The following is a 12521-nucleotide window of genomic DNA, read 5'->3' as shown; positions in this document are numbered from 1 at the left end:
ATTCGGGGCGTAGCGCAGTCTGGTAGCGCACTACACTGGGGGTGTAGTGGTCGCAGGTTCAAATCCTGCCGTTCCGACCAAACATAGTAGTAATAGAGAAAAGCCAATCATTGTTTTCAATGGTTGGCTTTTTTTTGTGCTAAATTTGATTGGTAATTGTATGATACTTCATTGAGCAAACAATAATAAAAATCTTGCAAGGCATGATGAACAATCGAAAGCCATTCGTTCATATAGCTTTAGGCTGGCTTGTCTTATATCTACTTTTATTTAATGGTGTGTAGAGGTGTGAATTATGAAAGATTATGTGTCAATAGATGAAATGATTACAATAGCTGAGTCAAAAATCAGAGGATCTATATTTGAGATTTTAGGAACTGAGAAATTTTTGCAAAGAGTTTTAGATAATGCAGAAATTGAGCCAGTTTTTTATTTCTCAGGTTATGGAGTTTTGCAGGCGTTTGTTGAAAACAAGTTTTACAGCGAAAACGAAAACATTCAAAATATGTGGCGTCTTGGTGGTTACTTTCGTAACAAACATTCTAATAATTTCTACTATCATAGAATGCCTAAAGAGAAACTAAAATCACCATTTAGAAACTTGGAAAATGATAGGTTTATTCTACATTCTAATGCCGGATATATTATTAATTTAGATTATTGTGAATACATAGGTAGTCACACAGAAGAAGACCTTAATGATATTGATACTGATGGTAAAGTTACTATACTAAACAAAGGCGCTGATCTATTTAATAAAAAACCAGTTTACGAAGGCCATTTTGGTCATGAAGATGTAAAAGATACTTTAATAATTGATAGGGCTAATGTTTATATCAGTATTAACGAATTGAGCAAAGTGTTAAACCTAGAACCTTCTGCCTATCATCTAACTTCTGTTAACTCAATAGCAAATAAAGAACCGCATAGCAAAATAGTTAAACAGTTTGATAATGCGTCAATCACGCCAAACCAACATGCCGATGATGAGCCGACACACCATAAAAGTGTAGGTTCTATGCAAGCTTTAGTGACTACGCTTATTAAAATGGCTGAATATGACAAAGCAGACCTAGCCGATCCTTATGGAGAACTTAATAAGCTTATTCAAGCCAAAGCTGAGGTATTAGGACTGTCTGTTAAAAAGGACTTTATTGCAAAATGGTTAAAGAAGGCTGATGAAGTTCTATAGAACTCTGCCATTTTCTATATAGAACTATAGAACTCTGCCATTTTCTATATAGAACTATCGAACAACCTTACCTCTTAAACTAGCAACCATAAACCGTAGCAATCAAGTTACGGTAAATTATGGAGCTAGATACATGAAACAGAAAAATTATATCTCAACTAATCCAACACAAAAGCCATCTCAATATCAGCCTAAATGGCAACTTCCGATACTTAAAACGATACTCAGTATCCTATTACCTTACTTGCTATCGTCGCCTGATATCAACATTCATATCCATCACATTAATATCATGTTTTAAAGTCTAAAAACTGAGCAACGTCCTAGCGGATACTTGTCATCTATAGACTTTTGGCAAGTGAGCAGCTAGGGTAAATGCCACCACTTTATGAAGGTTCAACCCATGTCTGAGTCTATCGATCAGCCCACATCTAATTACCTCATAGATGACGCACCTTGGGAAGCATACCAGCGACCTTATGTGCGTGATTTGGCGTATGTGCTTGCCTGCCCTAACGTCTTAACGGAATGGTTGGACTTTGCGCCGCATCAGAATACACATACCGTATCGGTACATAGCGCGCACTTTTGGCAACAGCAGTTTGAGGCGTATCAGCAGCGTTTGGAAGAGCTAGATAGCACCAATGCTTATCAGGCGCTGACTCGCTATTTACTCAAGCGTCCTAGTCCTAATCGATTAGGATTTCATTTTGAAGGATTGCTATCGTTTTGGTTAGAGGATGGATTTGCACACAAGCTACATCCGTATGAAACCCTAGCCAGTAACGTCCAGTTATATAACGGTAAGCAGACAACTGGTGAGCTGGATTTAATCTTATATAATCATGGAGAAAATCTGGTCGAGCATTGGGAGCTGGCTATTAAGTTTTTTATGGGATCAGCACCTTTTGCCCCTGAGAACTGGGTTGGCATCAACTCCAATGATAATCTACAACGTAAAATGACCCATATGCAAACCAAGCAGTTTCGCACCGTATGGATAGATACTAAGAACCATGGTCAGGTTAAAATTGATAAGCGTTATGGCGTGATAAAAGGGCGATTCTTTTTGCCAATCAATACCCACAATTTTACTTATCCGTCTTGGTTAGTACCAAGCTTTCCTATACATAAATGGTGTGATAGCAATGACATGACTAGTCTTGCGACGATTGATATAAGAGCATTACGAGCCGCCCATTATATCGAATGGTTTACTAGGCGCGACTGCTATGATGGACGACAGCCACAGGTAGCTTGGTCAAACGACGCACTGCCTACGACGGGACTATATTTCGAAGGTAATAGTCCGATCGTCATTTATCCTGAACAGCGCGACAGAACGCATGATAAATTTTAGTAATATCCACTGTAATACATGGCCATGGACGCTTTAGCCATGTGGTTTATTAATGCAATGTAATGAAGCTACCAAGCATAGCGTCCATACAAGCTAATCTCACTGCGTTTGGCTTTTTCTGAATCGAGACTGTCAGTCAGCAATTTGATGCCAGCATAGCGACTGTCTACAGCGAGACCCAATGCTTGCGTTTGCGGCTCTATCAAACCCGTCACCGTAATGGGGAAAGCATCATTGGACGTTTGGTAGCCTGCGGATAATTGATATAAGTCTTGAATGTCATTCACTTGACCATGTAGACCGAGCTGCCATTGACTGTCTAGCTGATGCTGAAGGCTACCTTCCACTCTCCATGGCAATGTCTGTGTGACATCGTCAGTGCTAAGCTGCCCTTCAATCGTGTAGAGAGGTCTGCCGTTGACGTCATAATCCAATGCATAACGAGTGCTCGGCATGTCTTTCCAGCGCATGCGTCCAAGGATATCGTAGCCACTCAGAGACAACTGCGTACTATCAGACAACTGACCTGTGAGCTGCAAATCGAGCGAATAACCATATCCCGAAGGTTTCGCGGGGTTCCAGTCTAAATTTTCTTCCCCTAAGGCGGGTTCATCATAGTAATAATCGATGTAAGCGTTGGTTTTATCCAAACTGTCTCGTATGTCTGTCGCCTCATTATTTGGCAACACTCTGGTGCTAAAATCGCCAACTATCTTACCTTCTAATGCATGCAGTCCTTGCCAGAGATTGGCACGAGTCGTCAATTGCCAGTTAGGCAGGAGCTGCTGCGTCAGACCAATATTAGCACCGAATCTTTCATTGTGCTTGGCTTCCAAAAATAACGGATAAGTTTGACTGGTACTTGAGGGCTGTTTATTTTCATACTGCCAATAAACTTCGGCAGTCTCTTTGCTAAACGTCATTAAATAATCATAACGCCAACCTAACCCATAGCTAATCGCACTGCCCGCAGGACGAATCTCAAGCGATGTTCGACCTTGGGCATAAGCATGATCACCCGAGTCCAAAGGGGCACTCCAATCGTCTAGAAATGCTGAGATAGGCTGCGTTGGGCTATGAGCCGTTGCCATCACACTCCACTCTATCTGTGCGTCTGATTGTTTGGTCTGACTGTCTAGCAAGCCTGTCGCTTGGGGATGGAAGTAAAAATTCGTATCAGCAGCTGGTATATCTGCACTATCAGCAACCGCAGCGCTGGATATCATCATAGCGGCAATCGCTGGCGTAGTGATTAACTTGATACGGCTGTATAAATGTGATGCTAAGCTTTTAGGTAAAAAACCATAGAGACTTGAAACGTTATATGGCATAAATTTCTCACGTTTATTAGAGAGCATAAAAAAGAGACAGAAATCTGTCTCTTTTTTTTGTTGCTATACCTCAATCGCTACTAACAACGTTTGAGAGTCGATGTGACACATGATTTGATTATAAAATAATTAAACTATTATCAGTAAACTTGGCAGTAACTTTGCCATCATTATCCATTAAATCACCGTAGTCTTTACCGTTAACCATGATATCGCCAAGCTTGCCCATTTTATCTTTAATAAAATCACCATTGGCATCGACATTTAACTTGATCGACGCTTTATTTTGCTCAACGGTAAACTGGGTGCTAACCACATCATAGTTATTATCTAAGCTTGACTTACCGGTTACGAATAGCTTCTTACCCTCTACGCTAGCAGTCAGACCTTGTAGCTCAATAACATTACGAGCAGTACGCTTAAGATTGGCTTGGAAATCAAGCGGAATCGTCGTTGTACTCTCTTTCGTTACCTTGCCTTTAATCGCCAATACTATTTCCATACCTACGTATTTATTGGCGGCCTCTTCGATATCACCGACTTCATCGATTATGATAAATTTCTTTATATCAGCGTCATTGGCAGTCGCGTTCAGTGTAATCTCTACATCAGTCATCGGTTTTTGCTTGGTCATCTTGCCCGTTATAGCAAACTTATAAGGGATTGTTCTAACCACCAGACTGTTATCTGCCAGCTTTCTGCTGACATCCAGTGCGGCAAATTCAAAATCTTTTGCTTCAATCACGCTATCATTAGCCGTCAACTTCAGGCTGCTTAATTTGATGACTGCCTTTTCTAGCGTGATGCCTTCTCTATTTGCATCATTGATATCAAACTCATCATTGACCACAACTTTATCACTGAATTGACCACTGACTGTTGCGCCTTTAGTACTTGAGTTGAGGGTAATGGTATCATTGCCAGTGCCAATGTTAATACTCTTGAAACCCAAGCTGCCGTTAAAGTTATCTGTACTGGTGTTTGAGCTTAGCGCATCTTCAAAATCATCAAATGCTACCTTAAAACTATCTTGATTAACGACAACAGGTCCATACAAACCTGTTTGCGGGTTATACACATAATCGTATTCTTCAATATCAACCTTGGTGCTACCAGTTAACGTAAACTTACCGTCAGTACTTAGCGTTGCGACAAAACCATTTTCGGGCGTTAAAGTGATATTGCCTAATGCGACCTCAAATTTTGCATCATTGGCTAATGCTAAGATATTAGCTGCCGTGAGCTGTGATACATCATTCTCTTCCATATAGTATTTTAGATCACTTGGGATATCGAAGGTATAACCCAGACGTGTATCTTGCTTTTCTGTAAGGATATCACTTACATCTTCGTAAGCATCTGTAACCGCTTTATTGTCACTGACAAATAACTTGGCGGTACGAATCATCTCTTTCGCTTGCTCGATTTCAGACAAACTATTATCGACAGGCGGCTTAACTGGCACATCTGGCGTATTAGTACCATTACCAGAAGAGCTATTATTATTGTCATCACCACAGCCTGCTAACGCTAACGTGCTAGCTAACGCTAATGCGCTCAATTTAAAAAATTTCATAACACAGTCCTTTATAGAGTAATTTCAAAAACTAGAAGCATCAAAATTTTTATCTAATTAAGCAAATAATGCCTTAATTCACAAAAGCGCCGCTTAATTTAGAAAACTTAAGTTTGCTTTAAAATAAAATAATAATACTCTTATTTAAACAACTTATCTATAAAGTAAACGGATATAACAGCAATGTTACACAAAAAAATAAATGCCGTTGTTGCGACTAATCTTGACTGCCTGCCAAAGATACTTTATCAATAATTTTCAATCACTTGCATCAGCTCGTACCTGAGCATATCTGCGCTTGGCATGCGCTCAGCGTGAAAGCGCACAATAGCAATACCGGCACTAGCAAGGGCTTTGTCTTTTTTGTCATCCGCCTTTTGACGCGCTTTACTCGTATGTGTCCAATCATCAAGCTCGATAGCAACCAGCGTGGTCTGCGCATCAATATCCACAATCACATAATCGACGCTTTGACGACAGATACGATTGAACCAAAAGCTACGCTCGGACGCCTCACTGCTATTGCCTTCGATAATACGTGACAGTTGAACTTGAACGAAAATATGATATTCCGGCAACGCACTTTTTAGCTTATTAAAGAAAATGACTTCCGTATCCGTCATAATCGGCATCGGCGCAAACGGCCAAATAGCCAACTCATCACCGCGTACTGGCTTTGGATCAGGCTCAACAACTGAGGGTTTTTTCAACAGCTTTGGTACGGTAATCAGCCCTAAAAACCCAACGGCCAATATTAAAAATATAACACCAAATGACATGGTTTTACCTTATACATGATTAAGGCAGCCAAATATGTATGACGACTTCCATAAAGTGACATATATACTCAACTGCGACAGGGCAGCCCTTATAGGCTGACCCGTTATACAGAAAAAATCAGGGGCAATCGGCGCACATCGTAGCTAAGCTTGCGCCAATCAGCAAACACTAAAACAAAAAACACGACAATAAATGTCGTGTTTGAATAAAACTCAGATAAAACAATAAAATCTAACCAAGACTCTGCTGTTTATTTAGCAATAACAGTCATCCGATTATAGTGATTTTAATGCTATTTTAGCGCCAGTATAAAACCCAAGCACTGGTCGTATTGACCTTGGGATCGCTATTAATTTTATCTTTTAACGCTAACGCCGCCACTTTACCTCGCTCAGGACCGACGATGACGCGAACCCCGCGGCTGGTAGGACTGGTCTTAACTTGGTAGCCTGCGGATTTAAATTTCTTTGCTAGTTCGTCAGCTTTGGCTTGATCGTTTGCCAATGCTACTTGCACCCCAAAGCTGCCTTTGGCGTCGGTTTCTTTGACTTCTTTACGGGCTTCGCTGAGCTTCTGCTGTGCTTCACGTTTAGCATCCGCCGATTTTTTGGCTAAAGCCTCTTCTTTCTGACGCTTGTCTTCACGTGCCTGCTCAGCCGCTGCCGCTTCACGTGCTAATCGCTCGACCTGCTTACGTGATGGAATGGTGATGTTTTGACCCAGTTGTAGCGATGTCGATGGTGACAGATTATTCGCTTGTGCCAATACTTCTACTGGCATATTGTATTGCCGTGCCAGTTTAATCAGCCCATCTCCTCTTTTAACTTGATAATCAGAAGGCGATTTTGGTGGCTCATTCTTAGCCTCTTCTGCTGCCGCTTGTTTTTTCTCAGCCGCAGCATCCGCTTGTTTCTTAACTTCCGCTTGTCTTTTTGCTTCCGCTTCTTTTTTACTGTCTGCTAGTTTCTTTGCGGCAGCCTGCTCTTTAATCGCCGCTTGTCTTTGAGCTTCTTGTTGCGCTTGGGCAGCTTTTTGCTGGTCGCCAGTGTTTGTCTCACTTTCAGCTGACGCAGCAGCGCTAGTCTTTTTTATTGGCGTTGTAGCGTCATTTTTTTCCGCATCGGATTTGGATTTATCACTCTCTTCAGCAGCTGCCGCACTACTGGCCATGTACTGCTGACTTTCTGCACGGGCTTTTGCCAATGCTTCCGCCTCAGCGGCTTCCTGTTCAGTTAAGAACTGCTGGGCACGTTTTTCTTGTTCAGCCACACGAGCAGCGCGCTCTTTTTGTTTTTCTGCCAGAATACGTTTTTCAGTCTCGATATCCGTCGTCAGCGGTTGAGGAGACTCTTGCTCAGGGCTTGGCTTATCTACCATTGCTGACGCTGGTTGTGGTTCATTACTATCATCAATCTGTTGCACCATGGCGTATAGCATCACGCTACCGCCGATAATCATCCCAATGCCCAATAAGGCTTGTCTCGAAAAGTTCATCCGTTTACGTCTCTTAGTTGGTAATAAGGTTGATTGAGCGGCGCAACTGTCGTCTCAAAACTGTGTTTAGATAGTTTTAATAGCCTTGATAGGTGTCATTGCCACCAGTTGCGTCCATCCGTTTTTAAATGTTATGCCAAGCGTTTAATGCCATTATAGAGCAGCTTGCCAAATCACTTTGATTATAAAGCATATTTTTCATACTGTCTGCCATCATGCTACTGCTAAGATTAACATTAAATAAGCACTATTTTAATGTTAATTATCAACCGCCAGTGCTGCCAGTGCCTCGCCGATCGTATGAAAGGAGCCACATACCACGATAAGGTCTTGCGGCTGACTGCCATTGATAACCGCATCGGTCGCTTCTGCTAAACGTTTAAATTCGTGTATTTGAGCATTGTCGACATAGCTCGATAGGATACCTTGCAAGTGCTCAGTGCTCGCGGCGCGTGGATAATCAATCTCAGCGATATACCAATCGCTAATCGGTAAGCCCGCTATCGTCAAATGCTGCACGACTTTATTGATATCTTTATCACCCAACATAGAAAACAGCATTTTAATGCTGGCAGGTTTTCCTATAGCTTGACTGATATGATTACTATTTGGATTACTGCTTTGATTGAGAGCATCAGAACTATTTTGATTGGCTAAATGCTGTTGCCAAAGCGGTAATAGTTGCGCCAATAAAAACTCGACGCCTTGCTCGTTATGCGCGACATCAAACAGCCAATGGCGATTGTGGGTCTCACGATAATCAAAGCGACCAGCGAGCCTGACCGTTTGTAATGCTTGCTCGATAGCAGTGCTATCGACATTTAACGAACTTGCGAGCACTGCTGATAACGCAGTGGCAGTATTGGTCAATGATAGTGATGGGCGCGGTAATTGCATGGTGACCGCAGCATTGCTATATTGCCAAGCGCTTGCATCCACTTCACGATAATCAAAATCTTGCCCAACTTGATAACAAGTTGCTTGATGCTTATCAATCGCTTGCTGCACACTGACTGGCATTGCTGTAGCACCATAAACTACGCTGATACCATCACGTAAGATACCTGCTTTCTCACGGCCAATATCTTCAACATTGTCACCCAGCCAATCGACATGATCGATGGCGATATTGGTAATCACTGCCATATCAGGATCAATGATATTGACCACATCTAAGCGCCCACCCAGCCCTACTTCTAACACCCAAACATCGCAGTCCGCTTCGGCAAATATTAATAATGCGGCAAGTGTGGTCATCTCAAAAAATGACAAGGTCAGCTCACACGCTAATCGCGCTGCTTCTACCTTGCTAAAGGCTTCAATTAACGTCTCGTCACTCACCATCTCGCCATTGATACGCACGCGCTCATTGAATACACTTAGATGCGGTGATTGATACAGAGCCGTTTTATAACCTGCTGCTTGGCACATCTGCGCGATGACAGCCGTCGTTGAGCCTTTACCATTGGTGCCCGCCACTGTAAATACATAAGCATCGTCTTTGGCTGACTGTACCACGCCTAACGCCTCGGCAACTGGCAAAACTCGCGACAACCCCATGTCTATTGCCGATACATGAATCTGCTGCATATAATCGAGCCATTCGGTCAAGCTAGAATGCTTGTTAGGAGTGTTAGGGTTAAAAAGTAGAGAGTCGGACATGGACACAGCCTATATATAATTTTTTGAATAAAAAAATGGTCAATGAGAAAGCATTCATTAAGAAAGTAGAGACAGTATATAACTACCTGCCCAAAAAGCAAAAATAGCATTTACCGCTGTTGACGATAAATGCTATTGATTGATCTTACTTAGTCAGCAAAATTGATCATGCTACTAAGCATAAGTCATGCGGAATATTAAACTCAGTTATCCATTAGTCAAGCTGATGAGCAAGTTAAGCATCAACATTAGGCATGCGGCTTAACTTTGCCAGCAAACGATAAATAGTATCAATCATTTGATGACGATGCACCACTTCATCGACCACACCGTGCTCTAACAAGAACTCGGCACGCTGGAACGGCTCTTCTAGCGTCTCCCGAACCGTTTGCTCAATCACGCGCTTACCAGCAAAGCCGATCATGGCTTTTGGTTCTGCCAAATGAATATCACCTAACATAGCGAGCGACGCAGTCACACCGCCATAAACAGGATTGGTCAATATCACGATATACGGCACGCCAGCAATTCTCAAACGCTCAATTGCAGCAGCCGTTCGTGCCATCTGCATCAAAGACAGTAAGCCTTCTTGCATACGTGCGCCGCCAGAGGCAGCAAAGCAGACTAAGGGCACTTTGTCTGCCAGCGCTTTCTCAGCTGCTTGGACAAAACGATCGCCAACCACTGACCCCATAGAACCGCCCATAAAGCGGAAATCAAAGGCACAAGTAACGATATCAAGATTGCGCAGCTTACCATACAGCACAATCAGCGCCTCAGACTCGCCTGTCTTATCTTGTGCTTCAGTCATGCGCTGCGGATACGGCTTACTATCCACAAAGCTCAATGGATCTTTGGCAGTAAATTGTTGTCCAAGCTCACCTTCTACTTGATCGAGTAGCCAGTTTAAACGCTCACGAGCACTCATCGGTAAATGATGATCACAATGCGGACAAACATAGCAGTTAAAAATCAGTGCCGTATTGGTAATCATCGAATGACAATTACTGCACTTGGTTGACGGTTCAGTCTCTACTGCTGTCAAAGGCGCTGTCAATTGCTGTTTAATACCCGGTATCGGGCGATTAAACCACGATTGCCCAGCAGTATTACCGTTTGGCTCAGCGTTGCTTTTTTCAGTATGGTTCGGAGTCGTCATATCAGGTTTTATTATCGTATCAGTCATATTATTCGCCATTATCAAAGGCTTATCGACAAGCTGGCTCATGCGCTTGTCCCTAAGAATCGATTTATAAGGATCAGTTTAATCGTCACATATTCTCATAACTTTCGCAGTTATAAAGCGCAGTTATAAGGCACGCTTACGTGAAACTGTAACAATTTATATATGATGTTAGTTTACACACGTAAACTAACTTTAGCAAAGTCATTTAACCCTGTCTTTATAAACATTGTTATTCATATTGCCATGACGATTTAAGTGACGATAATTTAACTTTATTTCACTCAGGCACTCAAACTATCAAGTGCACCGCGTAGCTCATCCATTTTTGCCATGATTTTTTGCTGAGCGGCGGCAACAGCAGTCGCATCACTTGCATTTATATCGGCAAAGTTTTGCACCAACGCACTACCGACAATAATACCATCGGCATGCTCACCGATTGCTTTGGCTGATACGGCATCACGAATACCAAAACCCACGCATACTGGTAAATCGGTCTCGGCTTTAATCGCTTGTACTTGCGTTGCCACATCATCGGTATCGAGCGTTGCCGAACCCGTCACGCCTTTTAATGACACATAATAAATATAACCACCGCAATGGGTCAATACTTGCTCACGGCGCTCAGGTAAAGTGGTTGGTGACAATAAGAAAATCTCATTCATCGAGTTGTCAGTCAAATGCTGGGTAAAGCTGCCCGCCTCTGCTGGCGGCAAATCAACCATCAATATGCCATCGACGCCAGACTGCTCACATAGCGCCACAAAGTTATCATAACCGATGATTTCAACAGGATTGAGGTATCCCATCAGGATAATTGGCGTTTGCGTGTCTTGCTGACGAAACTCAGCAACCATTTTTAACGCATCACGCGTACTAGTACCTGCGGCTAATGCACGTTCTCCAGCCAATGCAACCACAGGACCATCTGCCATTGGATCAGAGAACGGCAAGCCGACTTCGATCATATCTGCGCCATGCTTGACCAAGTCGTGCAATAAACCGACGGTAGTCTCTGGGTTTGGATCGCCTGCCATCACGTAAGGAATCAGGGCTTTTTTATTTTGTGCTTTTAAGGTTTCAAAAGTGCTTTCAATTCTGGTCATAGTGGTCTCTTATAATTTTAAAATTAATTTATTGTCATTGAATCGTATAAGGCACATATTCCCTCTACTAATGACCTTGCCAGTCGATATCTAGCTGTTCGGTACGGTTATAGAGTATATGAGTTAATAATAAAGCTACTTGCATTCTATGAATCTGATAATGATTGTCTGAATTATCGTTTAAAACATAACTGTCAAGCGTTGACTTTAATAGTACAAATTCTGATAACCCATTTCCATCAAGTGAGTCAGGAATAATATTTTCCTCGAATCTTTCACTGGCATTAGGCTTGTAGAGTATTGAAATACCACTATCATCTTTTTCAATGTTATAAACAATTTCATCTATATTATCAAAACATATCACTCTCTCTTTACAACGACTATTTGAGAGGATTCTTAGTTCATCAGAAGTAATAGACAGGATAGGTTCTAAATGCCAATCAATATTTTTTGCCATATGTTTACTAGGTAGGTTTTGGCCTTTTTCTTTACGAAATGCTAAGTAATGAGAAAATATGTGCCATAACATGAACATACTACATATAACAAAAATGGATTTAACCTTTAATAGATCATTACTACCTAAAAACCTCTCTGCTAGATATAAAAGAAAGCCGATCACTACCGAGAGCAAAGCTAGTTGCATACTATCAACAAACTTTTCACTTTGAAAAAACTTTAGTTCTTTTTTAGGCAGTAGCGAATTAATGTTCAAGGGCAGGCTAAGTGTTAGCTTATCTGGAAAACTATTTAGCTCAAATAAATTATGACTCACCGTACCCTCAATATTAGATAACTCTCAAGTTAATAATAGATCTAAAGTAGATTCGA

At 41.8% G+C, this 12521-nt stretch carries 10 protein-coding genes and 1 tRNA gene; 3 read left to right on the top strand and 8 right to left on the bottom strand.

Translation table 11 applies throughout. The features are described from left to right. The first annotated feature begins 3 nt into the window (after nt 1–3). From JMW85_RS03545 to JMW85_RS03535, 3 genes are all read left to right on the top strand, one after another. Nucleotides 4–80, top strand: a tRNA-Pro gene (locus tag JMW85_RS03545). Nucleotides 81–295: 215 nt separating this feature from the next. After that, entirely contained in the window at nt 296–1192 is an 897-nt protein-coding gene (locus JMW85_RS03540; protein WP_201580971.1) for a hypothetical protein, read from the top strand. 403 nt (nt 1193–1595) lie between these two features. Continuing rightward, complete coding sequence (locus tag JMW85_RS03535) at nt 1596–2552, top strand: DUF1853 family protein (RefSeq protein WP_201580970.1); 957 nt, start codon at nt 1596–1598, stop codon at nt 2550–2552. Between the two features lie 68 nt (nt 2553–2620). Here the strand turns inward: JMW85_RS03535 and JMW85_RS03530 are convergent, their stop codons facing one another. From JMW85_RS03530 to JMW85_RS03495, 8 genes are all read right to left on the bottom strand, one after another. Next, on the bottom strand, nt 2621–3883 hold the full coding sequence (locus JMW85_RS03530; RefSeq protein WP_201580969.1) for a DUF5723 family protein: 1263 nt from the start codon (nt 3881–3883) through the stop codon (nt 2621–2623). A 118-nt stretch (nt 3884–4001) separates the two neighbouring features. Beyond that, complete coding sequence (locus tag JMW85_RS03525; protein ID WP_201580968.1) at nt 4002–5459, bottom strand: hypothetical protein; 1458 nt, start codon at nt 5457–5459, stop codon at nt 4002–4004. 248 nt (nt 5460–5707) lie between these two features. Continuing rightward, nucleotides 5708–6238, bottom strand: coding sequence for a DUF2726 domain-containing protein (locus JMW85_RS03520; RefSeq protein ID WP_201580967.1), 531 nt, complete (start codon nt 6236–6238; stop codon nt 5708–5710). Nucleotides 6239–6536: 298 nt separating this feature from the next. Further along, nucleotides 6537–7733 carry an SPOR and LysM peptidoglycan-binding domain-containing protein gene (locus JMW85_RS03515; RefSeq protein WP_201580966.1) on the bottom strand — a complete coding sequence of 399 codons (1197 nt, stop codon included), beginning with the start codon at nt 7731–7733 and terminating at the stop codon, nt 6537–6539. A 258-nt stretch (nt 7734–7991) separates the two neighbouring features. Then, nucleotides 7992–9395 carry a bifunctional tetrahydrofolate synthase/dihydrofolate synthase gene (gene folC / locus JMW85_RS03510; protein ID WP_201580965.1) on the bottom strand — a complete coding sequence of 468 codons (1404 nt, stop codon included), beginning with the start codon at nt 9393–9395 and terminating at the stop codon, nt 7992–7994. 235 nt (nt 9396–9630) lie between these two features. After that, complete coding sequence (gene accD, locus JMW85_RS03505; RefSeq protein ID WP_201581236.1) at nt 9631–10593, bottom strand: acetyl-CoA carboxylase, carboxyltransferase subunit beta; 963 nt, start codon at nt 10591–10593, stop codon at nt 9631–9633. Between the two features lie 269 nt (nt 10594–10862). Beyond that, nucleotides 10863–11687 (bottom strand): tryptophan synthase subunit alpha, encoded by an 825-nt coding sequence (trpA, locus tag JMW85_RS03500; protein WP_201580964.1) that lies wholly within the window; start codon nt 11685–11687, stop codon nt 10863–10865. Nucleotides 11688–11754: 67 nt separating this feature from the next. Then, nucleotides 11755–12465: a hypothetical protein gene (locus JMW85_RS03495; protein ID WP_201580963.1), complete on the bottom strand. Its 711-nt coding sequence runs from the start codon at nt 12463–12465 to the stop codon at nt 11755–11757. Nucleotides 12466–12521 lie beyond the last annotated feature (56 nt).

It is taken from the genome of Psychrobacter glacincola, from assembly GCF_904846075.1.
Lineage (GTDB): Bacteria > Pseudomonadota > Gammaproteobacteria > Pseudomonadales > Moraxellaceae > Psychrobacter > Psychrobacter glacincola_C.
Note: the sequence above shows the minus strand (reverse complement) of the source record. Positions and strands in the feature narration are given on the sequence as shown.